Raw genomic sequence first — 25,335 nt, 5'->3', positions numbered from 1 at the left:
ATTTTCTCGGTCGGTACTGGAGCTTGAATCTGAGGGGATTATACAGATGGTTCAGCGCAACGGGAGAACAGGTAAACAACCATCCCTTGCCTATCAATATAGAGTGCATAAGAATCGTTTAAAGGAAGATACGCATAAGGAAATCCATCGGGCCAGACTACTTCTGCATCCGTTCATTCAACTGGATAACTATTATTCTTTAGAAGCTAGCATTTGGGAGAAAGATAGGCCTTTTATTGAACGAATAGATGCTTATTTGAAAAAGAATATGCTTCCAAGCACTCCCGCACCGGAACCGGAGCGAAGCTTTGAGCTTGTTGCTGATGAGAAATGGATAACGGAGAAGCAAGGGAAAGAGCTGCTGGTCCGAATCGGTTTGTGGGACAAGTTGCTTATTCTCCCTGTGGATGATCCCTTGATGTTTGCTGTGAATCCATATGGCCTGACCAATGCGGTTCATAAGCATCTTATTGTTGAAAATAAAACGACCTATCAAGCGCTGTTGCAAGTTTTGCCGGATGTTCCGTTCGCCACGCTAATTTTTGGTGGCGGTTATCGTGTTACGAAAAGCATTGAGCTGCTGTCGATGCAGCTTCCGCTCAGGGACGCTGCTCACGAGTTCTACTATTTTGGCGATATAGATAAAGAAGGAATTTCCATATGGCATCTGTTCAATGAGCGGGTGCTTGCCCTTTTCGGCAGTCCGGCGAAACCGGCGCTTCCCTTTTATCGAGCATGTCTGAGCAGGGATTTTACATACGGCAAAGAAAACCAACGAGACAATGAGCGAGCTGTGCAAGCATTCATGTCTCATTTTACAGCGGAGGAACAAGTTAAGATAAGTGATTGCTTAAGAGCAGGCGGTTACTTCCCCCAAGAAATATTACCTACACACGAGCTTTGTACGATTTGGAGGCACACAGCATGGATTACATAGAAATTGGTCAGGTTATTTCCGGGTTTAGGGAACGTATGACCAAGCTGGCACTTTTTGATCCGCTCTATGAGCTTCAGAGAAAGCGGCAAACCGATCGGCAAAATAAACCGATAGATTTCATGGAGCTTGGGCTATTGACGCTGCTTTACTTTTTTGAGCAGAAGTTGATGCGAAACAATAAGGCGGGTGTCAAAGACTTAGCCGAGTTTCTTTTGAAAGTGACGGGGATCTTCATCGATTTGGACGATATCGAATTTGAGGATCTGGCCAGGCAGATCACGCAAGTGTTTCGCCCGACGACAGGGAAGAAACGGGATTTTACGTTTATGAATTGGGAATCCGGTCAGAAGGAACATATTTATATATCGATTCTGAAAGCGAATGCCTTCGACTTAAAAACGAATACGCAGTACTACACGCTCGACGAAGATGGGTTGGAGCTTATTTTTGCGACCAAGGAATTTTATACCGAATTTCAATTATCAATTCATCAGTTGGTACTACGCAAGCAATTGGAAAAGGGCGAGTTCGAAGGAGCCCTGCGGCAAATTAATGAAATGCGAATCGATGTGGAAGCTTTGCAGGAACGGATGGTCAAGCTGGAGCATGAGTTGAAAAGAAATATCGTGTCTGAAGAGACGTTCGGACGTTATAAAGGTCTGCTGGAAGATATTTATTTGCGATTGCAGATGGAAAATGAAGAGTTTGAAGAACTGCGGCAATTCGTGAAGGAGACGAAGGATCGCGTTCAGGCACAAACAGTTAGACAAGCAGATCAACGGCCTTATGAGTTAATTTTACGCATATCCAATGAGCTGGAGAAGGTGCATGGCGAGCACTCGGATCTATTTCATCAGAGTATGGTGTTGAAATCACATGCACTTGGCGCAGCGCAAGAATCCTTATATTATACCGGGTTGGATTCCTTTAATTTTGATCAGGATATTGCTTCTCTTATCTTTAGTACGCCATTGCCTTTGGAGACGATGAAAGGTGTGCTGGTCCCGTTCTTACCGGTACAAGAGACGAAGATGTGGTCGCTTTTAAGCGTGTGGGCTGAGCAAAATATGCTGGAAGACGGCAGCGGACAAGAGCGGGATGACAAGTTTCTGGAACTTGGCGGAGACAGCGACGAATACCGGTACCAGACGATGCAGAAAAAGTTGTACAAGATTCTGATGGAGCAGCTGTTGCAAAGGATGGAAGAACAGGGCCAAGTTGAATTGAAACCGTTCATTCAGCTGTTCGAAGAGAGCGAGCATGCAAGACTGCTGGGTGAGAGAACTTTCTACGATTTTTGGATCTATCTGCATCAAAGAAGTCCCCTTCGGGCGGATGATAGGGATAAGCAGCAGAATGAAGAGCCGGGGACGTTGCTGGAAGATATGTATATGCTTCTGGGAAGCCGCTGTCTGGTCATCATTGAGCAAGAAGATATTATTAAGGTAAACGATAGGTTTAGCATTCAGAATATGTTGATTTCGTGGGGAGAACAGGATGACAATTGGACTTGAAAATGGGACAGTAATGAGAGCTTTTCGCATCTATACTTTGCTCGCTCGCGATAACGCGGTTGGCAAAGAATGGCTCCAAGAATACATGGCGGACGATGTAGTGCGAGGGCTAGTGGATCAATTCGCGCGAGAGGTCGATTGCGTAACGGTTATTGCCGGTGAACAGCTGTATATGATTCCGGAGACACGGCTATCGCCTTTTCATATGAACAACGAAGTGATTAAACGTACCTATCTGAGGGCGAATGCCGTGAATGCGGATCTCTATCTGATGTATGTCAGTATCATCGTATTGATTGGAGCCTTTTATGACAGCTACCAAACGATGGAGCCAACGAGAAGTTTTATCGGAATTGAAGAGTGGACGGAGCTTGTGAATGAGCGAATAGCGTTATTGAAGACGCATCCTGAAGCTGAATTAAGAGAGATGGAGCAGGAGTTTTCCTATAATTGGACGGCCTTGATTGAAAAATGGAGTGCCATGGACGATATCAAGGAAACAGCTGCGAGGCAAAGCGGGAATACGATTAGCCGGGTTAGCTTTATGGACTCTGTCCGCAAGTTTCTGGTCGCGCAAGAGTTAGTGATCGATATTGGTAATCAGGAAATTACGTTAACTGAAAAGGCGAAAGTGGTTGTGCAGCGTTATTTTATGGAGCTGGAATATAACCGCGGCATTTTGGAGTTTTTATATCAAAGCAATGCAAATGAGGGGGAGGGAAGCGAACATGCCAGCCATCTCTAAAATACGTTTTACGAATGTGGTCTATGAGGATGGAAATAAGCGCTACAACGACGAATTGTTTCATTTCGATGGGCATAATGGTGCGATTCTTCTGGAAAATGGAGGGGGCAAGACGGTTTTTATCCAATCTGCCATTCAAGCCATACTACCGCATGCGGAACTTGCCGGTCGTAAAATGAAGGATACGTTAAGTCTCGAAAACGGCCCTGCGCATATCGCGATCGAGTGGATTCTGAGTGAACGGCCACGGAGATATGTGGTCACTTGCGTTAGTTTGTTTCTGACAGCAACAGGGATAGATTCTTATCGGTATGTCTATGATTATCCGGAGCTTGATGCCGATGCCATTGATCGGATACCTTTTGTCAAGGAAAGTGCAGGCAGCCTTAGAGCAGCCGATAAAGGCGAAATCCATGATTATTACCACCAGATGACGTCGAAAAGAATGAACGCGAAGCTACCTCCCACGATGAAAGAGTACAAGAAAGTATTGGAAAACGATTATCACATTATCGCATCAGAGTGGGATCGAATTGCGAAGATCAATAGCTCAGAGGGCGGAGTAGAGAGCTTTTTTGATGAATGTAAAACGACGAGCCAGTTGTTCGATCGCTTGTTGATCCCAACGGTAGAAGATGCAATGGCAGGATATGAACAAGGCGAGTTCGCGAATAATTTTGAAATGCACAGGGACAGCTTCAAAAAATATAAAGAGTTAAAAGAGAAAATCGAAGAAAATAAGAAAATCCTCGTTGAATTGGATGGCTATGTGCTTCATTTTGCCAAAATGGATGCTAAACAGATGGCTTATGCAGCTGCCCAGGCTGAAACGAAGGCCTATTGGTTATTAGTGAATGAGCAGAAAAATGAGGAAACCACTAAGCTTTCACAATGGCACCGTCATATGTCAGAATGCGATCAGCAGTTGCAGTTATTGGCTCGGAAGAAAGAATCCCTTCAGATTGCCAAGCAAAAGCAGGAGCAATCCGCTTTGGAAACAAAGCTGAGATTGGTCGAGGAAGACGTTGAGCGGAAAGAGACGCAAGTACGAAGTGCTAAGCAGCACTACTACTCTCTGCGTTTAGCCGACTACAAGCAGCAGTGGACCTCTGCAGAAGAGCGCATGAATTATTTGCAGCGCGAACTTGATCAGTTCGGTAATACCCAAGAAGAAGGGGATCTTCGGGAAGCATGGATCAATAATAGTGGGCAAATTCGCAGTTTTTACAGCAAGATAGAGCAAGAGTGGCAGGTGGAAGAAGAGAAACTCAGGCAGGAATTAGATGCTCATCAGAATAGGACGGCCTTAGAGGAAACGATTTTGAGAGATCTATCGAGCGAACTTGAGGAATTGAACAAGCAGCTCATTGAACATAGATCCATTGTGCAGGCTCGTGAGAAAGATAGGGACGTTCTTAGGATCAATGTTTTGGCAAATCCAGCAGTCGAGAGCATGGAAGGCAGTATGCCGGATTGGATTCAGCGTTATCAGAAGTTGGATGATAGCAACGTGCACCTTGTGCAGAAGAACAAGGAGTTGGCATTCGGTAAAGAGGAAAGCGGGAGAGAACTGGAACGAGTTAGTGAACAGCTCAAGATCGCCTATGTGGAACGCGTCAGCTCTGAGCAAAATCTCGAAGCATTCAAAAAAGAGCATCAATCTATGCTTTCTGAAATCGCTGCTTACAGGTCTTCATGGGGGAGACTCTCATCCGTTTATGAGAAGCAGAGTTCGATTGAAGAACGGCTTAGGGAGGATTTGGAAAAGCTGCACCTGGAAAAGGAAGCTTACTTGTTGAAAGAGCGTCTGGCTTTCCGTTATATCGATGATTATAGCTACCAACATGCCTTTTTTGCTGATGTCTATGTGGCAGGATTGGTGGAAAAATGGCGTAATCAATTCGCGTTATTGGAGACAGGCATTCAATATTTGCAGGGCTTAGACCTAACCGAGCGGGCAATGACACATCCTCTTTGGTCAGTGACTTTGATTACGACAGAAGAAGAGGTTGGGTTATTAACGAGCAAGCTGCGGCAGTATGCGGAGGATATGCAGTTCCCGATTCAAGTCATCTCATCGCAAGAAGCATCGCGTCTAGCCAATATGGATACGCCGATAGCTGTGCAAGAAAAAGCTTGGGTTGAACCGATGCATTGGCGTGAAAATGCGGATGTCGAGGAATTTGTGAGCTGGAAACAAACGATATCTCAAAAAGGTGAAGAGGTTCTGACAGCACGTAGAGTAAAGGAAAGTGAATTGCAGCGTACTTCTGATTTACAAACTTCTTTCAGTCGATTCATTGCTTCATACCCGCTTGAGGTCGTACAAGAAATGGAAAGGCAAGTTGGACTTAAGCGCGAACAAGTGCGTGAATTAGAGAACCAAGAGGATTCAATCAGGAAATCGGTGCGACTGGCTGAGCAAACGATTCAGCAGCACAGTAACATCATGGACGAGCAAAAAGGTGAAATGGTCCAGCTTCAGCAATGGATTGAAAAAGGACGGACATATGTTGAGCTGGGGAAAGAAATCTCCGCATTGAACGGGGCCATCGATCAGCTTGCTGAACAGGCAGAAGATCAGCAAAGCAAGTTGGATAGCAGGCAGCGCTCTATGGAGCAAGTGAAGCTGCAGTTCGAATCCGTGAAAAGCAGAATGAACTATTTGAGAACCGAAAAATCAAGTCTTCAAAATCAAGATCTGTATATGGAAACTGTTGATGTGCAGCCGATTGAAGCGAATCATAGCATAGAGTGGTTGAAAACTGAACGGAAGGATTTAAATCTCAAGTTAAATCGCATATCCCAAGGGCGTCAGCAGCTTGAAGCGGAGTGGAATCATGCAAAGACTAGCAGAACAACGTTGGAGAAGGAGATGAATAAGCTTCGACTCGAACAAGCGGACTTGGATTTGAATGAGGATCTTGCGTTTTCTGTGACCGGTGAAGAACAGATGTCGCAGCTGTTATCGGAGCTCAAGGACTATGAATCTCGGATGTCTCGTGACAAAGAAGAATTTACGCGAGTTGAGAAGCAATTTGATGCACTAGCGACGACTATTAAACTACTCATTGAGCAGTATGGCACTGCGCATTCGGGTGAGCTACCTATAGCCTTCACGGAGTCTCTGACTGTGGTGCAAGAGCAAGTCCAAAGCGAAGATACACGCCTGCAGCAGCAGAAGACTGGATTACAGCAGCAGCATACACAAATTCAGGCCCAATTAGGTAAAATAGAAGACGTTATCCAATACTTAAATCAATATAAAATCATGCATGGTTTTGAAAATCCGCTCATTCAGGCGTCATTTATCACGCAAGAGCTGAAAGCCGAGTTTCCGAATGACAGAATGAAACTGGTCCGAAAATCCGTGACTTTGCTATCCGCCGTTATGAAGGAACTGGAAGCAGAAGAGACATCGGTAAAAAAAGCGAGAGTTCATTTTATCGATTTTTGCAGGAAACAAATCAAAGATATCAAAATGAGAGACATGGCCGAGCAAGGTGTCGAGAAAAAAGACAACTATCAGGAGCTAACGCAATTTCAACAGAAAATGCACAGCCGGATTGAACGTGTCAACCATGTTGCAGAAGAAACGATGCGCACCCATAATCAGCAGCTAGAGCAGTATATTATTCATGTGCACAGCCATATAAAGCTGATTGCTTCTGAACTTCGAGATATCCCTAATAAAACCAGAGTAAAGGTTGAGGACCAGTGGAAGCACATTTACTCGTTCCAAATTCCTGAATGGGATGAGCTGGAGGCCAAGGACCATCTGCGCAAGCATCTGGAATGGATATTGGCCGAACTTGAAAAGGGACACTACCGCGATGACAACGGGCAGGAAGTGAAATCCACCGTTCGTAAGGAGATCGAAAAATGGTTGGATACCAAGCAGCTTCTGCACATTGTTTTGCAAGAAAGACCGATGAAAGTCTCCTGCCGCAAAGTAACCAATGAAAATAACGTAACGAAGGCTTCCTTCTCCTGGGAGCAGTCTAATAATTGGTCCGGCGGGGAAAAATGGAGCAAGAATATGACGCTATTCTTGGGATTACTCAACTACGTCGCTGAAAAACGTCAGCATATTCAAGCAAATATGAAAAGACATCGTACCGTAATCCTGGATAATCCTTTCGGGAAAGCGTCGAGCGATCATGTCTTGAGTCCTGTCTTTTTTATTGCCGAACAGCTCGGTTTCCAAATTATAGCGCTCACCGCGCATGCGGAAGGGAAATTTCTCAAAGACTATTTCCCTGTCGTCTTTAGCTGCAGGCTCAGACAAGCGGCGAATGGGAGCAAACTAGTGATGACGAAAGAGAAGGAAATTAATCAGGCTTATTTCCGTGATTACGCACCGATTTCGTTAGAGCGATTAGGGGATGTTAAGCAGATGGAGTTATTCATATAGGAAATTTACCACTCGATTGATCATCTTCACTGGTGCTGTTTAAGAAAGTCTGCCCTATCTCCCTTGATTATGCATAGGAGATCAGGCAGACTTTTTTGACGCCAGAATACAAATTACGGATATCTTCTAAAACCTAAAAGGACCGTTAGGGTGATCTTCCCAGCCGCTCCTTCTACCAAGTAGCCAAACAATAATTGTTCATCCACCTGTGAACATATTCTCTTCTATTTGTATCCCAAACTCAACATGCACCCGACATCACCAGATTTTAGCGAAATGTAGAAGCTTTATTTGCTGTTGTAAAAATAATTGATCGCTGCGTGGCTAACGACTAGCTCTGGGTGTAAAATAAACGGTTTAATCTGATTAGGTGTGAGCACGGAGAACAACATTTCTATTCTAGTTTTGCTATATTAAAATATTGTCTATAATTAATAATACAATACTAGAATGAGTCTGAAAAAAGAAACTGTTGATTGAAGCTGGTTAATCCGAAAAAAGTATGGCGAGGAGGAACGGTTGTTTATGGCCACAATGAATCATAAGAATAAGCAGTCGAAACCGGAGATGGCAGCTAGTTTAAGAGAAGAGGAAATCCGTTATATCCTTCACGCGGCAGATAGCTTGATCGGTAGTGCAGGAAGGAACATGTTGGCCAAAATTTTAAAGGGCTCACGTGATAAAAAGCTGTTGGAGCTGGAATTGAACACGAATGTGGCTTATGGCTACTATAGTTACTTGACTCTAGAGCAAATTACAGAACGAGTCGATTGGATGATCAAGAATGATTTTCTTGAATTGCAGTACAACCGCGATATGCCCCTACTTATTTTCACAGAAAAAGGATGGCTGATCCAGTGTGATCAGTTGACTGACCTGCTGCTGCATCAGTGGAGACAGTGGATTGAAGCCGGAATTAGTGACATGGATATGACTTATCTGAAAGATCGCAACCGAGGCATGATTTTACTTTTTTTACAGAAAGTTGCGGACACTTCGGATGAACGCTTCATTCCTCTGCTCAAGCAGTGGCAGCTTGTCGATTATCAAAAGGTGAAGAAAGCGATAAGGGAGGTTATTGCTCATCTTCAGAATAAGGGGGAAAGTCGTTTAGCTTTAGAAGGTGCAGCTCCTCAAGTGGGAATTACTTCCGACCTGTTTCATCAACCGCGCGAAGCGGAACGGCTTAAATGCTGGGAATGCGGAAAACGTTTTGAATGGAAGATAGAGGAACAGGATGTATTCCGCATGCGTGGCTGGGATCCGCCAAAACGTTGTTCTTCTTGCCGAGAGGAGCGCCGAAGGCAAATAGAAGGATTCACTTGGAATGATTTTGATTAGACCCATCGTGTTATCGAGTTATATAGCAGGAGGGATAATATGGAAGCGCTTGCTCTTTTGCTTTTTGAGCGTATGGGTATTCTGTTGATCGTAACATTTATCCTCACGCGAATTCCTATCGTTCGTCAGCTTCTGGATAGAAAAATGTCCGTTATGAATACGATTTATTTCATCTGTTTATTTGGCTTGTTCGGCATTCTTGGCACCTATGCAGGTGTGGTGATCGAAGAGGGAGTCATCTCGTCTTCCTTTTGGATCTTTCCACTGCAAGCCGATCAAGCATTAGCCCATTCCGCTCTGGTTGGCGTTGTCATCGGAGGTTTAATGGGAGGTCCTCTTGTGGGGATCGGTGCAGGTTTAATTACTGGAAGCCACTTATATATGATGAGTGGATTTACAGGTTTGGCGAGCGGAATCGCCGCTCCGCTGACCGGATTGTTAGCGGGCGGAGTGGCGAGATTCTTCTTGCAGGAACGGGTGATTTCTCCGGCCAAAGCGATTTTTATCGGCATGTTCGCACCCATCGTGCAGATGGGAATCATCCTTATTGTATCAACGCCACCCGAGAAGGCTATTGAACTTGTGGACTTGATCGGCATTCCGATGGTGCTCACGAACAGCATCTCCATCGCGATATTCACAACCATGCTGCGTGTTGTATTTCGGGAAGAAGAACGTGCTGTTGCATATGAAACTCAGCGCGCCCTGCATATTGCAGAAGCTGCGCTGCCACATCTGAAACAGGGACTAACTTATCAATCGGCAGATGCGATCGCTAGATTACTGCTAAGGGAGCTTAAGACAGCTGCGGTTGCAGTTACCAATACGCAGAACATTCTTGCTCACGCTGGGCTCGGTGATAGGATTCTCATACCTGGTGAACCTATTTGCTCTGAGCTTTCACGGCAAGCCATTGGCACAGGTAAGCTGCAAATCGCTCTGAATCACGAGGATATCCAACCGAATCATAGAACGCTTCGGGCTGCGATCATAGTTCCGATCAAGCAGGCTGGACATGTGGCAGGTTTAATCAAGCTATATTTTAAAAAACCACAGGAAATTCGTTCGGTTGAAATCGTACTTGCAGAAGGATTAGGCAAACTGCTGTCCTATCAGCTTAGTGTGGCCATGCATGAGAGTATGGAAGCATTAATGAAGGAATCCGAACTAAGGATCCTGCAGTCGCAAATCAATCCTCATTTTTTATTCAATACATTGAACTCCATTGTCTCTCTAATTCGAATTGAGCCTGATATGGCAAGGCATATTACTATGCAGCTTAGTACTTACATGAGGCTTAATATCAAGCTTATTGCGTCTCATACCATTTCGATCCAACAGGAAATCATGCACCTTAGGTCGTATTTGGAAATTATCCAGATTCGATTCAAGGATCAGATCACGATGGAAGTTCAGTTGGACTCTGATTTGCTGATAGCTATGATTCCTCCCGTTACACTGCAGCCCTTGGTTGAGAACTGTATCAAACATGGATTGAAAGATAGGAATCACGGGGGGCGAATTCGAATAGCAGTGTTGAACCATAAAGATAATTTACAAATATCAATCGAAGATAACGGAAGCGGCATACCGCCTGAATGGATAGAACAACTAGGCAAAGTGCCGGTAAATAGCAGCGAAGGGAACGGGATTGGTGTTTATAATGTCAATCAGCGGTTGATCGGCTTGTTTGGCGAGGAATCTCGGCTTTTTATCGAAAATAATATCAATGGCGGGTGTAAATTTACATTTAACATTCCTGGGACAAGTATGGAGAGGGGGGAATACGCAGGTGAGATCCATTAAGGTCATGATTGCCGAAGACGAGTGGTTGGCCCGTAAAGAGTTGATCTATCTGTTAGGGATGGAAGAGGATATAGAGCTGATGCCGCACGCCTCCAACGGTAAGGAGTTACTAGAGCTTGTTAATGAATGGGAGCCAGATGCTATATTTTTGGACATTCAAATGCCTGAATTAGATGGCTTGCAAGCGGCTCGTATGCTGAAAACTGCTGCACAAGCGCCATTAATTGTATTCACAACGGCCCACGATGATCATGCGGTTGAGGCGTTCGGGTTGAATGCTGTTGATTATTTACTTAAACCTTATAGTCATGAGCGTCTAAAGGAATCACTGGCCCGGATTCGCAGCAAGCTTTCCAATAGTCCATTAACGACATCACTGCCTAGCAAAATGCAATTTTCCTCCAAAGCAAGGAACTGGAATAAGCTATTAATCATAGACGGGGAGAAGCATGTCCTGCTTGATCCTGAAACTATCCTTTATGCTGAAAGGGAAGAAAAAAGCATCCATATCTATACGTTTTCCAACCAGATTTATATGTCCAAAATGAGCCTGCAGGAATTGGAAAACAAGCTCGGGGAACTCCCTTTTTTTCGTCCTCATCGCAGTTATTTAGTTAATTTAAATGGTATCGATGAATTAGTTCCATGGTTCAATGGCGCTTTTAATTTGATTTTGAAAAATGAAAAAAGAACGCAAATACCCGTTTCACGGGAGATGGCCAAAGAGCTGTTTAGGCTGCTCAAATAAAAATGAAACCGATTAAAGCTCCTTATTTGGCAATTCAGGCGGGGAATATGACGATTCGCGACAGTCTTATTACAAAGGGCAAAAATTCGCATATAATCAAACTGAATGCGCTTACATTTAAGGGGGGACGTGCGAATGTCTAACAACAAGCCAATACAGTATGGGGAAGTGGCACAATCTGAAAAATTCAAGGAATTAATCGGCAGCAAAAAGCGATTTATCATTCCGATGACGATTTTTTTCCTTCTTTTTTATTTTACACTGCCAATCTTGACCTCTTACACAAAAGTACTGAATAATCCAGCAATCGGTCCTATTTCATGGGCATGGGTGTACGCTTTTGCACAGTTTCTGATGACTTGGGCGCTATGTTATCATTTACTCCAGAAAATCCAAGGAATTCGACCGAAAAATTGAAGAAATAAAATCGGAAACTGGGGGTACTTCGTTATGAGTCCAACTGCCGTCATTCTATTTCTTTGCATTATTTTGTTAACGATGATTATTACGTATTATGCAGCTAAGAAAACGGATAGCTCGAATGAGTTTTATACCGGCGGCGGTGGTTTAACGGGGTGGCAGAACGGGCTTGCGATTGCCGGAGACTATATGTCGGCAGCATCCTTCTTGGGAATCGCAGGGACAATTGCCTTGACTGGCTTTGATGGATTTTTCTATAGCTTAGGTTTTCTAGTTGCTTATCTTGTCGTTCTCTATTTAGTAGCGGAACCGCTAAGGAATTTAGGGAAATATACGATGGCAGATATGATCGCGGCGCGATTTGCTAACAAGAATGTTCGTGGGGTAGCCGCACTAAACACGATCACCATTTCCATCTTCTATATGATCGCGCAGCTCGTTGGCGCGGGTGCTTTGATCAAACTTCTATTCGGATTTAATTACTATACCTCTGTATTAATCGTTGGTATCCTAATGACTATTTATGTGGTATTTGGCGGAATGCGTGCCACGAGTTGGGTGCAAATTACCAAAGCGGTTCTTCTGATGGGGGGCACGTTGATCCTGTCACTTATCGTTCTAGCAAAATTTAATTTCAGTATTTCCGAAATGTTTACCCAACTGAAAACAGCGACACCGTTGAAAGAGGCTTTTTTAAACCCGGGTAACAAATATAAGATTCCGGTTGAAACACTTTCGCTTAACCTTGCTTTGGTGCTTGGAACTGCTGGATTGCCGCATATTCTCACTCGTTTCTATACAGTGAAAAATGCGGCTACGGCAAGAAGTTCTGTCGTCTCGGCAACATGGGTTATCGGTATTTTCTATGTCATGACCTTATTCCTAGGCTTTGGAGCTGCAGCATTTGTTGGCGCAAAGGATATCACAGCGATAGATAAAGGCGGGAACATGGCTGCGCCGCTACTCGCCAAAGCATTAGGTGGAGATTTCTTGTTTGCCTTTATTTCAGCGGTTGCTTTTGCCACGATATTAGCGGTTGTTACCGGATTGGTGCTTTCTGCTGCTTCTGCATTCTCCCACGATTTTTACGGACAAATCGTTCGTAAAGGCAAAGCGACGGATAAGGAAGAATTGAAAATAGCCCGTTTCGCTTCGATTGGTGTAGCTGTACTCTCAATTATCTTTGCACTGTTCGCTCAAAAGCTCAATGTAGCTTTCTTGGTATCCATTGCCTTCGCTGTTGCGGCGAGTGCCAATTTGCCAGTCATTCTCTTCACCGTATATTGGAAAAGATTTAATACGACAGGCGCGATTGTCGGTATGTTAAGTGGACTAGTAAGCTGTATCCTGCTTGTTGCCGTGGGTCCGAATATTTGGGGAGAGGCAGGGAAGGCGATTATGGTGGGCAATCCGCTTATTAATTTGGCCAATCCCGGCATTATCTCCATTCCACTTGGATTCCTTGGAGCCTATATTGGAACGATGCTTTCTACACAAAGAGACGATGTGAAATATACGGAAATTAATGTAAAAGCTAATACGGGCATGTAAGCAGCCCATCCTATTGAACCCAAAAAACATGCAGTCAGCCTTTCATGAGGCTTGCTGCATGTTATTGCTTTTTTGTGGGCCTAAATATGCTATTCTTTTAGTAGTAAATAAAGAGCAGCCAAGAAAGGAATCGGATCACTATGAATTTTTTCGCGTTTGTCTTTTTCGTGGCCGTAGTGATTGGAACGCTGGTTATTACGTACCATTCGGCTAAACGTACAACGAACACGAATGACTTTTACGTGGCTGGAAATCGACTCACTGGCTTACAAAACGGGCTGGCCATTTCTGGCGATTATATGAGTGCCGCTTCTTTTCTTGGTATCACGGGGACTATTGCCATATATGGCTTTGATGGTTTTTTCTATTCAATAGGCTTTCTAGCATCCTATGTAATTGTGCTCTATATCATCGCAGAACCGCTGCATAATCTAGGACGTTTTACGATGGCAGATGCAATTGCAGTACGGTTTCAAGAGAAGAATCTTAGAGGTTGGATGGCGATTAACAATATTTTGATCACAATTTTCTATATGATTGCTCAGTTGGTTGGCGCAGGGGGGATCATTCATTTACTGCTTGGGGTGCAATATTCCTCTGCCATCCTTGTAGTGGGCAGCTTGATGACCATCTATGTGGCTTTCGGCGGTATGCTTGCTACATCTTGGGTGCAAATCATCAAGGCTATTTTACTCGTGTGCAGTACTTTTATGATCAGCCTGATGGTACTTGCCAGATTTCATTGGAATATTTTTGATCTATATGTGTATGTTTCGCAAGCAACTCCGTTAAAGGAGAAGTTTGTGCAGCCTGGGAATTTATTTTCGGGACCCTTGGATACGCTTTCCTTTAATCTGGCTTTGGTATTGGGGACGGCAGGGCTGCCGCACATCATCTCTAGATTTTATACGGTCAAAGAGGCGCAGACGGTCAGGTCTTCCGTCATTCATGCCACTTGGTTGATCGGCGCTTTTTATGTGATGACAATCTTTCTTGGTTTTGGTGCAGCAGCCTTCGTTGACCGAACATTATTATTGGGTGAGGACAATATGGCGGCACCCTTACTTGCCAAGGCGCTTGGCGGCGAGTTTTGGATGGCGTTCATTTCAGCAGTTGCTTTTGCCACCATTCTGGCTGTAGTCTCAGGGTTGGTATTGGCGGCAACGTCCGCTTTTTCGCATGATATTTACAGTAGTATATTGAAAAAGGGAAAAGCAACAGAGGCACAGCAAATGCTGGTTGCCAAATGTTCAGCGGTAGTGGTTGGTGTATTGTCTATAGTACTTGCTTTAGGTGCCCAGCGGTTAAACGTGGCATTCCTTGTCTCGTTGGCTTTTGCGGTAGCGGCTTCTGCGAACTTGCCTTTACTTGTGCTTACGCTGTACTGGCGGCGATTCAATTCAACTGGTGCGATAATCGGGTTGTTAACGGGACTTATCACTTCGATCTTGTTCGTGATTCTAAGCCCCAATGTGATGGATCCTTTGTCTGGCTGGATTCGTCGTGAAGCGCTGTTCCCATTGAATAATCCAGGGATTGTTTCTATTCCGCTTGGATTCCTTGGAGGGATTCTGGGGACCTTACTAACCAAGAAGAATGATCCGGATCATTACGATAAGTTGGTTGTTCAGTCCCAATTGGCGCGGGTGGAATTGAGAGAATAGTCTAGGACTCCCCATACCTAGCCAAAGCTTTTTTGGCCGATTCAAGCATTCTCCTTTTCAAATGCTCGCCTTGGGTGACGCGCACCCGCTTACCCAAGAAGCGAAGTTTGCTAAGGACATATTCGGCTTCATTATTTAGAAAGGTTAATCGGATTGTATATTTTTCCTGAGTTTCATCGTAATCGACTTGCTTCTCAAAGCAAGAGAAGGCATATAAAATCCGGGACAATTCTCGATTGTACTCTTTTATAACTTCAATCGTTGCATGAATCTGACGTTTTTGCAGCAGTTTCTCAATGTCTAAACCAATTTGGGCGACTCGCTCAGGAGAAATGGACAACTCTTTGATCGATTCAATCTTTTCAAGTTTCGTACTCATCATCGCCCGATGTCTGATGTGATACCAGAGCAAATACCATTCTTTTTTCACCAAGGAATACTCAAGCTTATAGGGAAATGCCATTTCATTGGTAAAAGTCCGATCATCCTTCACTCTGTATGTAAGTTGGATAGCTGCTTGACTCGTAATGAATCGACGTAATGCGCGAAGCATCGGGTGATAGACTAACCTCTCCTTACTTCGAGCTTTCTCAATAAAGGCATCAGATAAATCGAAGGTGTTCTCATCAACTAGTACAGATTCAAGCTTTTCCAGCGTTACTGGAGTAAAAGCATTGGACGCAGAGGGATGGTTTAGCATGGTTTTCAGCCATGACCTTTCCTGTGAGGTGATCATGAAAGTGCCCGAATTGTCTAGCCTCGTAATCATTTGATAGTTAAATATTTTCTCGAACAGGTTCATAATACACCTCAAGCTCCTTCCACTCCGCAATCATCTCATTCCGAAAATAGATCGGTTCAAGCACTTCGCAGCTAGATCCGAAGCTTCTAATCCAAGGCTTAATTTCCGTAGTTCCATTAACCTTAATTTCGAAAATAAACGAATCTATCTGTTCTTCTGTAATCTCTCCCCACTGCCCTTGAAGAAGGACACGATCTTTAATGAAATTCGGCCCCGTATCGCCTGGGTTAAAAAACCTTACTTTCAAGATAACCGATCGTCCAGTATCAAGGACCCAACTATGCTTTATACTCTCTTCCAATACACTTTTCTTCTCATCAAAAAGGATTGAGTCGACAGTCTCACCTTGCTCAATCTGAGTCATGCCTTCCATACGATATTTCTTGATACCATGCCGGGAATCATAAGCAAGAAGGTACCATCGTCCATATTGGTGATCGTAGACAATTTTGAGCGGTAGTGTTTTCTGAAGTTTCCCTTCCATTTCACGTTCGAACAATGGATTTGTGTTTTTCGATGAATAGGATTGTGAATTTTTGGGCGAAAAGTATAAGAAATCGATCTTGCGGCGATTTTGAATGGCTGATAGAAGGACGGATAGATGCGCTTCATCCAAAATACGTGAGTGGTAATGATATTTATAAAGGAATGGCTCTATGGATGTTGGCTCGGATGAGGTCCGATTCATATGCTTTTTTAGGCCGTCTCGAAGTAAATAGCCTTGAACCGACGGTACCTGCGTATTCGACATCACATCAATGAAATCATAGAGATCAATTAGCTCATCAAGCGTAAGCTCTTGGATTAAATCATTATGTATGCGATAACGATAGGGTCGTGGTCCAGGTACTTTTTTGATGACACCGACTTCTTCTAGATATTTCAAATCGTTTCGAACCGTTTTCTCATCAGGAAGTGAGGAATCGGATTGGATATCTTTACAACATACATCCAGAAGTTCAATAGCGGTAAGTGCCTGCTCATTCAATGCAGTAAGAAGCGTAGATATTCGCTGACTTTCGGATTCTTTCAATGACTTCGCTCGAAATAAGAACAGCAGCATAGGATCCGTTGAATCGAAATAGCTGTACCGCAGCATCTCGGCGAATTCTTTCCTTTGCGTGTCCGGTGCCTGTTGATACATCGACGCTACGATTTCTTTTAACCGTCGTAAGGTTTTATCGAAGGTATGAACCGAGATACCCAGCCTCTCCGCAAATTGCTGACGACTGTAAGCCCCGCTTGTGAGGACAAGCATACGTAGAAATTGAATTTCTTTATCAAAGCTTTCCTTAGCCATTTGTATCCCTCGCTCTTCATTCAACCTTATCTTATTGTAACAGGGGAGAGATATGGAGAAAATGGAAAACTTTTTCACCTGTCGTCATACTTTCACCATGTTCACTCCATCCTAAATAAGCGAAGATAGCTTTAGAAGAAAAACGGAGGTTAACCAAATGGACATGAAAACAAACGTACACGGCGGTAATCATTATGAAATGGAATTAGGGCATGGCAATCTTCATGTGTTTGCTAACCCGGATGTGTTTCAATCTTTTGAAAACAAAGTATTCGAAATGGCAGATAATAACCTGCGGATTCCGCGTAATGTGCATATGAGCTACACCCCTGACGCCCATGTTGGAATTGGAACTTGCATAGGGACGACGGCAGTCTGGAGCATGAAAGACGGGTTCGTTTCTCCTTCAATTGTTGGCGTAGATATCGGTTGTGGCATGCGCGTGCATACGACATCCCTGCACAAAAATGATATTCAAGACAAGGGTATTCGCAGGGCGCTAATCAAAGCGATCGAGAAATATGTTCCAACCAATGAGCGCACAAATACAAATTATTCTGATATTGAAATCATGGATGTTGTCCAAAACGGTTTAAAAGGACTTCCTGAGAAATATGTTCCGAATGAACATTGGCTTACGCATGTAGAAGAATCTACGTTCAAGTTCGACCACGCCTACCTTGAGAATTTGCCAGCAAAAATCCGTAAATATGCCCACGGGCAGCTGGGGACGCTTGGTGGCGGGAACCATTTTATAGAGATTCAGTATCTAGAAGTGGCGGAGGCTCATAAGGATTTGGCAGCAAAATGGGGCTTGTTCGACGGTCAGGTTGTCGTCATGATTCACTCTGGTTCTCGTGCATGGGGAGCTATGTTGGGTCAAGAATTCACGAAGGTTTTCAGAGAAGCAATGAACAGTTGGGGAATAGAAAATCCCGATCGGAATCTCTTATATGCCCCTATTGTAAGTCAAGAAGGGCAAACCTACTTAAATCTAATGTATTCCGCTCTCAACTTTGCAGTAAGTAATCGACATATGATTGCCTTTGGCGTGCGTGAAGCTTTCAGAGAAGTTTTTGGCGAGAATGAAGAATTGCCTGTTCTCTATGACCTTATGCATAACTATGCACTAAAAGAATTTCACCGCAACCAGCCGATGCTCGTCCATCGGAAGGGAGCGACAAGAGCGCTTCCGCCAGGTCATTTCCTGAATACAGCTGCCTATAAAGAAACGGGCCATCCGGCCTTAATCCCTGGTTCTATGGGAACCTCATCGTACATTATGGTTGGGAAAGAGGAAGGGCTGAAAAACTTCTACTCCATCTGTCACGGTGCGGGGAGGGCAAGATCACGGAAGGCAACGAAAGAGCTTGTCACCGTCGATCAATTCGCTCAATCGATGAAAGTTGGGACGGATGATGAGATTTTAGTTAATCATCGTTCCCTGCAAACGATTCTTGATGAATGTCCGCAAGCCTATAAGGATGTGGATCAGATTATTGATAGTGTTGTTGGCGCGTCGCTAGCAGATGTGGTGGCGACTTGTAAGCCGATGGTTGCGATTAAAGGGGTTTAGTAAAATTAATAGTTGGGGTGATAACAATGAAATTAGCAGAAGCTTTAATGAATAGAGCCGATTGCCAAAAGCGTGTGGAGCAATTGAAAGCTAGATTAACACGTAGCGCTAAAGTTCAAGAAGGTGAGCAACCGCCTGAGAATCCTACTGATCTATTTCAAGAATTGAACGACACTTTAAATGAATTTGAATCCTTGGTGACAGCCATCAATCGGACGAATTCTCAAGTCTCGCTCAGCTCAGGGTTTACAATTGCCGAAGGATTGGCACAAAGAGATACACTATCCATGCGCAGATCTATCATTCAAGATGTCATAAATGCAGCAGCTATTAGACAGGACAGATTCAGCAAATCGGAAGTGAAGTTTTATTCAACTGTATCTATTGTGGATTTGCAAAAGCAGGTTGATCTGTACTCAAAAGCTTTTCGCGAACTAGACACGACCATTCAAGAAGCAAATTGGAAAACAGAGTTGTTGTAAGTTATTTCATTATGAAGTTGGTAGCCTTTTGTCTGAAGGTGAGTACAACCCGCCAACTGGGTAAGTTGGAACTGATGGTTGGATGTGAGGGGCCATGTCCTGTAGGTTCGAATCCTGCTTAAACAACTAATGCCCATTACAGTTACAATTGTACATGTTATGTTTATTGTTACGACCAAGTGCTGATTCAGACGAAGTGGTGAGGGTGGGAACGGGGACTTTCATAGTGAAGTAATTATTTGATTAGAGTCACGTCATACTCTTCAACAAAGTGCATGCCTTTATCTTTTGTATAGAGAGCAAATTCATGATGTTTGGCTGTTGCTATGATTAATGCATCTGGAGTCTTTAAAGCTCTTCCTTGCTTTTGCTTCTGTTCTCGACGAATTGCTCCTTTTACCAATCATTTCTTGCCTCCTCTACGTCCTTTGCCCATTCTTTAGCTCTTTCATTGCTGATTCCTTTTCCTAATGCTAGTAAATCCTGTATGTTCATGCTGCGTGGGTCTTCAGTAATATCTCCGCTCTCCAAGTCAATATTTATTTTTTTATAATTAACATCCATTTTAGAGAGAGCCTCCTTAATTAGATTTAGTGTGTGACTATCCAGTTTTTTTGCCATAAAAAGGTGCCACCTTCCTGATTTACTTTAATAACAGCATAACAGCATTTAGCTGACTGAACAAATAGCGTAGGTATATAACTGGATAAGTAATGATAAATTTTATTAATTGGCACGATCATTATAATTAATCTTTCCGCCGCAACGGATTGACAGTTCTTAGGTTTGACTCGTATGATGTTTGTAAATGAATGGAAAGGAGGCCGACGATATGATTCGCAATCAAATTTCTATGAATAACCTGACAATTGAAAAGCACATCATACCATCGGTCTCAACCGGACTTGTGACGAATACGTAGGTACTCTTTGAGTAGGCCTAGTTAAAATTTGACATGATAAAGCCGTAGACGATGTTGGTCTATGGCTTTTTTGCGTCCACATAATTAAGAAGAAAGGGTGAGTCCCATGACATTTGATATAAGAAAAATAGATAGTGAGCTTAAACGAATTGAACAAGAGGAAGGCGTGCGGATCCTCTATGCCTGTGAATCGGGTAGTAGAGCGTGGGGATTTCCATCGAAAGACAGTGATTATGATGTGAGGTTTATCTACGTAAGACCTGTGGATTGGTACTTATCCCTACTTGAGAAACGAGATGTCATTGAGCGTCCGATTAGCGATCAGCTGGACATCAACGGTTGGGATTTGAAGAAAGCGCTGAACTTGTTTCGCAAGTCGAACCCGCCTTTGCTCGAATGGCTGCAATCGCCGATTCAATATATGGAGCAATACGGGGTAACGGAGCAAATCCGCCAGCTTTCACCGTTAACCTTTTCACCGCGGTCCAGTATGTATCACTATTTGCATATGGCCAAAGGGAACTTTCGGGAATATTTGCAGGGTGAGTATGTGAAAATCAAAAAGTATTTTTATGTGTTACGCCCGATACTGGCTTGCCAGTGGATTGAAGAGCGCGGCTGCATGCCGCCGATGGATTTTGAAGATCTGGTAGAGCAAATGCTCCCAGAATCGAAATTAAAACAAGAAGTATATACGTTGTTGACGCGTAAGAAGGCTGGTGTCGAATTCGATTTAGAGCCTAAAATTACGGTAATCAACGATTATTTAGATCGACAAATCGCTTATTTTGAAGAAACTGCCAAACATATCGCTGTCTCTGGTGAAAAGCAAGAAGCAGCATTAGATGCTTTATTCCGAGATGCGCTGAGGGAGGTTTGGGGTTCATAGAGAGGAACAAAACGAATGAAAGAAAATTATATTCAGCAGGTCCAGCTCCCATCGGGAGTCGTCCATGTATACGCAGGACCTGAGTTGTTTAAAGCATTAGATTATCAAGTATTTCAGATGGCCAACAACAATTTGCAGATTCCAAATCAAGTGTATATGAGCTATACGCCTGACGTACACGTTGGTGTTGGTACTTGCATAGGCACGACAGCGGTATGGAATACGCATGACGGATATGTATCACCGTCTATTGTCGGCAGCGATATTGGCTGTGGCATGAGGGTGCATATGACGAATTTGCACAAGGATGAGCTGAAGGATGTGAAGCTGCGCCGCAAGCTGGTGAAGACGATCGAGAAGTACTTACCCGTGGAAGATCACGCGCGTGGGTATTTCTCGGACATTCGATTGGAGAACATCGTGACAAAAGGTCTGCATGGGCTTCCAAAGAAATATATTCCTGACGGCTATACGCCTCGAAAGGCGACTTCACTTACACATGTAGAGAGTAATAAATTTACTTTGGATGAAAATGCATTGAATCGATTTCCGAGCCATGTTTGGCATCGGTCACACCGCCAGCTTGGGACGCTCGGGAATGGGAACCATTTTGCGGAGATTCAGTCGATAGAGATTGCGGAAGAGAACCGTGAGGTGGCTGAAGCATGGGGACTATTTGATGGTCAAGTGGTCGTTATGATTCACTCGGGCTCGCGTGCATGGGGTGGCTCTGTGAGCCAATATTGCAGTAGTGACATGTTGAAGGTGATGCGGATGAATGGATTAGGAACGGCTGATCCTAAGCTGTTATTTGCACCCTTAGATCATCCAGCAGCCCAGACTTATGTAAATCTCATGTATTCAGCGCTCAATTATGCTGTTGTAAATCGTCATCTCATTGCCTATGCCATTCGTGAGGCTGGTAAAGATGTGTTTGGGTCGAAGTTTGAAATGACCACCTTGTACGATCTTATGCATAACTATGCTTGGGAGGAAAAACATGAGGGTGAGTCCTATTTTGTCCATCGAAAAGGGGCGACGAGGTCGCTTCCAGCAGGACATCCTGATAATCCGCAGCCTTACCTAAATACAGGTCACCCTGCGCTGATTCCGGGTTCGATGGGGACGGCTTCCTATATCATGGTAGGAGCTCCGGGCGGCAAGGCAAATTTTCACTCCATCTGTCATGGAGCAGGGCGAATTCGCTCGCGCAGTGCGACGAAAAGATTGATAACGCTGAATGAATTTGCTTCTTCCATGCGAGTAGGTACGGATGAGGAAATTGTTGTCAATCAAAGGTCATTAGAGTCGATTTTAGATGAATCGCCTCAAGCTTATAAAGATGTAGATCAAATTATTGAGAGTGTCGTCGGAGCGGGATTGGCTGAAGTTGTAGCCAAGTGTAAGCCTATGGCGGCAGTAAAAGGTGCCAAATGAAACAATTACAAAGCGTAAAAATGAATAAAGAATCATCGGCAGTATCGGCTCCTTTTAGGGCGGACGGCAGCTCGCTTAAAGCGTATGGGGACTATGCCTATGTATTAGAACGCGTTCAATATGTGCTGGGAGATAAATATGGTCAGCACTTCGAACCCTATTTGAGTGATGATGGAAAAGAAGAGTATTGGGAGCTGCTTGAACAGGATGTGAAGACAGGGGCTAGTGATGTGCAGTTCGTCACAAAGATCTTTGAACATATGGAGTCCCGTGCATTCGGAATAGATGCGGAAAGTGATGCATCGGCATATCGCACGTTTCCTACACTGCGCAATAACGTTTTTGTCTACCCGTCCTGGGGAATCGCGTTAGCTAGAGTACCTATCTTTCGCATGAATGGCGTCGGAGAAGAGGATTTTGTTTTTGCTGTTGATGATGCGAGTCTGTTGCGTTTTCTGGAACACGCTAGGCAGCGTCGAAGAGACTTGGATCGGCGACAAGTGACCGTTTTCACGGATGGACCACATGGCATGGAAAAGGAACTGGCTCCTATTACACGCATGGTCGACCGTACGGAGGTCATTATGAAGGATGAAGTGAAGACAGATATTTATCGCTCAATTGATCAGTTTTTTGCTGAGGATCGTGCCTTTTTCAAAGAGTATGAGCTTCCTTACAAAAGAGGCATCCTGCTCTACGGGAAGCCTGGCAATGGAAAAACAACACTCGTCAAGTCGATTGCCGGCAGCGTAAAAGCTCCTGTTGCGTATTGGCAAATAACGGAGAACACCGGTAGCGAATCTATTCAAGAGGTATTTCAAGCTGCGGCTAAAATGGCGCCAATGATTCTTGTAATTGAAGATATCGACGCTATGCCTCAGCGGGCAAGGTCGTACTTTTTAAACATTTTGGATGGTGCGACTTCCAAAGAAGGCATTTTTCTCATTGGGACAACGAATTATCCGGAGCAAATTGATCCGGCACTTATGAACCGGGCAGGGAGATTCGACCGTGCTTATGAAATCAAGCTTCCAGATCTAGAGCTGAGACAGATCTATTTGGAGCAAAAAGGGATAGGGAAACTTCTGAGCGAAGAGTTGATTCGCGTAACGGCGAAGCAAACGGAAGGGTTTACTTTTGCCCAGTTAAATGAATTGTATGTATCGGCTGCGCTTCAGTGGCATTATGAGCAAAACGTGAATATGGAGAAGCTAGTGAAATCGATGAAGTCTGATCTGCACAAAGGGCAGACGATGTCATGGATGAAAGAGGATGCGGATGTGAGGGTTGGGTTTTTGGTTAGTTGAGAAGTGCGATTATAAATATGGATTAGATTTGAGGATGTGATTGATATGTTGCAAGATAATGTACAAACAAAATTAAGTAAGTTTATAAGCAAAATACTCCGGCATTCGCCTGAAGATTTCGGACTGAGCCTGAATCCTGTTGATGGTTCTTGTGCGATTGCTGATTTACTAGAAATTCTTCGTGTACAGACGAAGTGGTCAGAGCTTAAAGTAAGCGATATTGAAGAAGTTGTAGCGCGTTGTGAAAAGCAGCGATTTGAAATTAACGGCGATCGGATTCGGGCCCGATACGGACATAGCCATGATAAAGTCAGCTATCCAATGGCTGTGCCTCCTCTTGTGCTCTACCATGGCACGAATGTGCAGGCTGCCCCTTTGATTTTAAAACAGGGGTTACGTCCGATGAAGCGTCAATATGTCCATTTGTCCGAAGGACTACATTTTGCAACGCTCGCTGGTAAACGAAGAGGGGGATTAGTTATTTTAGCCATTGATACAGTTAAAGCTTCCCAAGCTGGGGTAGTCTTCTATTACGCGGGTAATGAAGTGTGGCTTGCAGACGCGGTTCCTGCCGAGTTCTGCAGCGTTTATAGGGACAGTAAGGAGGCAGATAATGAGTGATCAACTCATCGATATTGGTGTTAATTTGATGCATCGTTCTTTTGATCAGGACCGCGATGAGGTGGTTGCAAGAGCGCTGGAAGCGGGAGTGTCCCCACTTCTTTTGACCGGCACAAACGTGAGAAACAGCGAGGGAGCAGCGCGTTTCGCCGATAAATTTCCGGGGAAATTATTTTCAACGGCTGGGATTCATCCGCACGATACGCGCAATTGTACGGTGCAAACCATTGATAAGTTGCGTCTTTTGGCGAAGCTGCCTCAAGTCGTTGCCATTGGTGAATGCGGACTGGATTATAACCGTGATTTTTCACCTCGTGACGTGCAGCGGAAATGGTTTGAGGAACAGATTCAGCTTGCTTGCGAACTGCAAATGCCTCTTTTCTTACATGAGCGAGAGGCTCATTACGATTTCGTTCGTTTATTGAAGTCTTATATCGGTTCAATGAAGAAGAAGGCTGTTGTTCATTGTTTTACTGGGTCACTTCAAGAGCTTCAGGTCTATCTGCAGTTGGGATTTTATATCGGAATCACTGGCTGGATCTGCGATGAACGAAGGGGGAAGCATCTGCGTGAGCTAGTAAAGCGTGTACCGCTAGATCGTCTGATGCTAGAAACCGATGCTCCATTTCTTACACCGCGGGATTTAACCGTAAAGCCACAGGATGGTCGGAATGAACCGGTTTTTCTACCACACATCGCAGCGACGGTTGCTGCATGCCTTGGTAAATCGGTTGAGGAAATTGCCGAATCAACGACGCGGACAGCAAAGAATTTTTTGGATTGAATGAATTCAATATGTGAGGATTTCTCCTTTGGCTTCAACCTCCTAGTCGTGTAGGTGGTACGAGTAGTCACAGGG

The 25,335-nt window shown here is 44.1% G+C and carries 21 protein-coding genes and 1 pseudogene; 18 read left to right on the top strand and 4 right to left on the bottom strand.

Annotated features, from left to right (window positions below):
- Positions 1 to 46 precede the first annotated feature (46 nt).
- From GC098_RS10020 to GC098_RS09970, 11 genes and pseudogenes are all read left to right on the top strand, one after another.
- The gene (locus GC098_RS10020; protein ID WP_246358524.1) at positions 47 to 937 is read left to right on the top strand and encodes a Wadjet anti-phage system protein JetD domain-containing protein; all 891 of its coding nucleotides are present in this window, start codon (positions 47 to 49) and stop codon (positions 935 to 937) included.
- The gene (locus tag GC098_RS10015; protein ID WP_171643023.1) at positions 925 to 2,451 is read left to right on the top strand and encodes a replicative DNA helicase; all 1,527 of its coding nucleotides are present in this window, start codon (positions 925 to 927) and stop codon (positions 2,449 to 2,451) included. Before GC098_RS10020 ends, GC098_RS10015 begins: the two co-directional genes overlap by 13 nt.
- Complete coding sequence (locus GC098_RS10010) at positions 2,435 to 3,196, top strand: DUF6063 family protein (protein ID WP_246358523.1); 762 nt, start codon at positions 2,435 to 2,437, stop codon at positions 3,194 to 3,196. Before GC098_RS10015 ends, GC098_RS10010 begins: the two co-directional genes overlap by 17 nt.
- Positions 3,180 to 7,610, top strand: a complete 4,431-nt coding sequence (locus GC098_RS10005; protein ID WP_171643022.1) for a coiled-coil domain-containing protein — start codon at positions 3,180 to 3,182, stop codon at positions 7,608 to 7,610. Before GC098_RS10010 ends, GC098_RS10005 begins: the two co-directional genes overlap by 17 nt.
- Positions 7,611 to 8,135: 525 nt before the next feature.
- Positions 8,136 to 8,951, top strand: a complete 816-nt coding sequence (locus GC098_RS10000; protein WP_171643021.1) for an RQC-minor-1 family DNA-binding protein — start codon at positions 8,136 to 8,138, stop codon at positions 8,949 to 8,951.
- Positions 8,952 to 8,990: 39 nt separating this feature from the next.
- On the top strand, positions 8,991 to 10,757 hold the full coding sequence (locus GC098_RS09995) for a LytS/YhcK type 5TM receptor domain-containing protein (RefSeq protein WP_171643020.1): 1,767 nt from the start codon (positions 8,991 to 8,993) through the stop codon (positions 10,755 to 10,757).
- On the top strand, positions 10,744 to 11,505 hold the full coding sequence (locus tag GC098_RS09990) for a LytR/AlgR family response regulator transcription factor (protein WP_312880022.1): 762 nt from the start codon (positions 10,744 to 10,746) through the stop codon (positions 11,503 to 11,505). The genes GC098_RS09995 and GC098_RS09990 overlap by 14 nt, the downstream gene beginning before the upstream one ends.
- Positions 11,506 to 11,507: 2 nt before the next feature.
- Complete coding sequence (locus GC098_RS09985) at positions 11,508 to 11,648, top strand: hypothetical protein (protein ID WP_171643018.1); 141 nt, start codon at positions 11,508 to 11,510, stop codon at positions 11,646 to 11,648.
- Positions 11,641 to 11,959, top strand: a pseudogene (locus GC098_RS09980) (DUF485 domain-containing protein). Before GC098_RS09985 ends, GC098_RS09980 begins: the two are co-directional and overlap by 8 nt.
- Positions 11,956 to 13,476, top strand: a complete 1,521-nt coding sequence (locus GC098_RS09975) for a solute symporter family protein (protein WP_171643017.1) — start codon at positions 11,956 to 11,958, stop codon at positions 13,474 to 13,476. The pseudogene GC098_RS09980 and the gene GC098_RS09975 overlap by 4 nt, the downstream one beginning before the upstream one ends.
- Positions 13,477 to 13,616: 140 nt before the next feature.
- A complete protein-coding gene (locus GC098_RS09970; RefSeq protein WP_171643016.1) occupies positions 13,617 to 15,140 on the top strand; it encodes a solute symporter family protein in 1,524 nt (507 codons plus the stop codon).
- Between the two features lies 1 nt (position 15,141).
- On the opposite strand, the gene GC098_RS09965 is transcribed toward GC098_RS09970, so the two are convergent.
- Positions 15,142 to 15,942, bottom strand: a complete 801-nt coding sequence (locus GC098_RS09965) for a WYL domain-containing protein (RefSeq protein WP_171643015.1) — start codon at positions 15,940 to 15,942, stop codon at positions 15,142 to 15,144.
- Entirely contained in the window at positions 15,917 to 17,242 is a 1,326-nt protein-coding gene (locus GC098_RS09960) for a helix-turn-helix transcriptional regulator (protein WP_171643014.1), read from the bottom strand. Before GC098_RS09960 ends, GC098_RS09965 begins: the two co-directional genes overlap by 26 nt.
- A gap of 163 nt (positions 17,243 to 17,405) precedes the next feature.
- On the opposite strand from GC098_RS09960, the gene GC098_RS09955 reads away from it, so the two are divergent.
- Positions 17,406 to 18,818 carry an RtcB family protein gene (locus GC098_RS09955; RefSeq protein ID WP_171643046.1) on the top strand — a complete coding sequence of 471 codons (1,413 nt, stop codon included), beginning with the start codon at positions 17,406 to 17,408 and terminating at the stop codon, positions 18,816 to 18,818.
- 26 nt (positions 18,819 to 18,844) lie between these two features.
- Positions 18,845 to 19,300, top strand: a complete 456-nt coding sequence (locus GC098_RS09950) for a DIP1984 family protein (RefSeq protein ID WP_171643013.1) — start codon at positions 18,845 to 18,847, stop codon at positions 19,298 to 19,300.
- A 235-nt stretch (positions 19,301 to 19,535) separates the two neighbouring features.
- Here GC098_RS09950 and GC098_RS09945 read toward each other — a convergent pair whose 3' ends face one another.
- Both GC098_RS09945 and GC098_RS09940 read right to left on the bottom strand, forming a co-directional pair.
- The gene (locus GC098_RS09945) at positions 19,536 to 19,703 is read right to left on the bottom strand and encodes a PIN domain-containing protein (protein WP_171643012.1); all 168 of its coding nucleotides are present in this window, start codon (positions 19,701 to 19,703) and stop codon (positions 19,536 to 19,538) included.
- Positions 19,697 to 19,921 (bottom strand): hypothetical protein, encoded by a 225-nt coding sequence (locus tag GC098_RS09940; RefSeq protein ID WP_171643011.1) that lies wholly within the window; start codon positions 19,919 to 19,921, stop codon positions 19,697 to 19,699. The genes GC098_RS09945 and GC098_RS09940 overlap by 7 nt, the downstream gene beginning before the upstream one ends.
- A 407-nt stretch (positions 19,922 to 20,328) precedes the next feature.
- On the opposite strand from GC098_RS09940, the gene GC098_RS09935 reads away from it, so the two are divergent.
- From GC098_RS09935 to GC098_RS09915, 5 genes are read left to right on the top strand one after another with little or no spacing between them, the layout of a single operon-like run.
- On the top strand, positions 20,329 to 21,111 hold the full coding sequence (locus GC098_RS09935; RefSeq protein WP_171643010.1) for a nucleotidyltransferase domain-containing protein: 783 nt from the start codon (positions 20,329 to 20,331) through the stop codon (positions 21,109 to 21,111).
- A 15-nt stretch (positions 21,112 to 21,126) separates the two neighbouring features.
- Positions 21,127 to 22,548, top strand: a complete 1,422-nt coding sequence (locus tag GC098_RS09930) for an RtcB family protein (RefSeq protein WP_171643009.1) — start codon at positions 21,127 to 21,129, stop codon at positions 22,546 to 22,548.
- Positions 22,549 to 22,568: 20 nt separating this feature from the next.
- A complete protein-coding gene (locus tag GC098_RS09925) occupies positions 22,569 to 23,855 on the top strand; it encodes an AAA family ATPase (protein WP_246358522.1) in 1,287 nt (428 codons plus the stop codon).
- A 45-nt stretch (positions 23,856 to 23,900) separates the two neighbouring features.
- Positions 23,901 to 24,476: an RNA 2'-phosphotransferase gene (locus GC098_RS09920; RefSeq protein ID WP_171643007.1), complete on the top strand. Its 576-nt coding sequence runs from the start codon at positions 23,901 to 23,903 to the stop codon at positions 24,474 to 24,476.
- Positions 24,469 to 25,260, top strand: a complete 792-nt coding sequence (locus tag GC098_RS09915) for a TatD family hydrolase (protein WP_171643006.1) — start codon at positions 24,469 to 24,471, stop codon at positions 25,258 to 25,260. The genes GC098_RS09920 and GC098_RS09915 overlap by 8 nt, the downstream gene beginning before the upstream one ends.
- Positions 25,261 to 25,335 lie beyond the last annotated feature (75 nt).

Origin of the sequence: Paenibacillus phytorum, assembly GCF_013141715.1 — a bacterium.
Lineage (GTDB): Bacteria > Bacillota > Bacilli > Paenibacillales > NBRC-103111 > Paenibacillus_E > Paenibacillus_E phytorum.
This window is presented reverse-complemented; position numbering and strand designations above follow the sequence as displayed.

Coding starts and splice junctions, on each gene's coding strand:
- GC098_RS09970 (WP_171643016.1), top strand. CDS start 13,617: ATGAATTTTTTCGCGTTTGTCTTTTTCGTGGCCGTAGTGATTGGAACG.
- GC098_RS09925 (WP_246358522.1), top strand. CDS start 22,569: ATGAATAAAGAATCATCGGCAGTATCGGCTCCTTTTAGGGCGGACGGC.
- GC098_RS10000 (WP_171643021.1), top strand. CDS start 8,136: ATGGCCACAATGAATCATAAGAATAAGCAGTCGAAACCGGAGATGGCA.
- GC098_RS09940 (WP_171643011.1), bottom strand. CDS start 19,921: ATGGCAAAAAAACTGGATAGTCACACACTAAATCTAATTAAGGAGGCT.
- GC098_RS09960 (WP_171643014.1), bottom strand. CDS start 17,242: ATGGCTAAGGAAAGCTTTGATAAAGAAATTCAATTTCTACGTATGCTT.
- GC098_RS09935 (WP_171643010.1), top strand. CDS start 20,329: ATGACATTTGATATAAGAAAAATAGATAGTGAGCTTAAACGAATTGAA.
- GC098_RS09930 (WP_171643009.1), top strand. CDS start 21,127: ATGAAAGAAAATTATATTCAGCAGGTCCAGCTCCCATCGGGAGTCGTC.
- GC098_RS10020 (WP_246358524.1), top strand. CDS start 47: ATGGTTCAGCGCAACGGGAGAACAGGTAAACAACCATCCCTTGCCTAT.
- GC098_RS09915 (WP_171643006.1), top strand. CDS start 24,469: ATGAGTGATCAACTCATCGATATTGGTGTTAATTTGATGCATCGTTCT.
- GC098_RS09955 (WP_171643046.1), top strand. CDS start 17,406: ATGAAAACAAACGTACACGGCGGTAATCATTATGAAATGGAATTAGGG.
- GC098_RS09950 (WP_171643013.1), top strand. CDS start 18,845: ATGAAATTAGCAGAAGCTTTAATGAATAGAGCCGATTGCCAAAAGCGT.
- GC098_RS10015 (WP_171643023.1), top strand. CDS start 925: ATGGATTACATAGAAATTGGTCAGGTTATTTCCGGGTTTAGGGAACGT.
- GC098_RS10005 (WP_171643022.1), top strand. CDS start 3,180: ATGCCAGCCATCTCTAAAATACGTTTTACGAATGTGGTCTATGAGGAT.
- GC098_RS09995 (WP_171643020.1), top strand. CDS start 8,991: ATGGAAGCGCTTGCTCTTTTGCTTTTTGAGCGTATGGGTATTCTGTTG.
- GC098_RS09985 (WP_171643018.1), top strand. CDS start 11,508: ATGAAACCGATTAAAGCTCCTTATTTGGCAATTCAGGCGGGGAATATG.
- GC098_RS09920 (WP_171643007.1), top strand. CDS start 23,901: ATGTTGCAAGATAATGTACAAACAAAATTAAGTAAGTTTATAAGCAAA.
- GC098_RS09965 (WP_171643015.1), bottom strand. CDS start 15,942: ATGAACCTGTTCGAGAAAATATTTAACTATCAAATGATTACGAGGCTA.
- GC098_RS10010 (WP_246358523.1), top strand. CDS start 2,435: ATGACAATTGGACTTGAAAATGGGACAGTAATGAGAGCTTTTCGCATC.
- GC098_RS09975 (WP_171643017.1), top strand. CDS start 11,956: ATGAGTCCAACTGCCGTCATTCTATTTCTTTGCATTATTTTGTTAACG.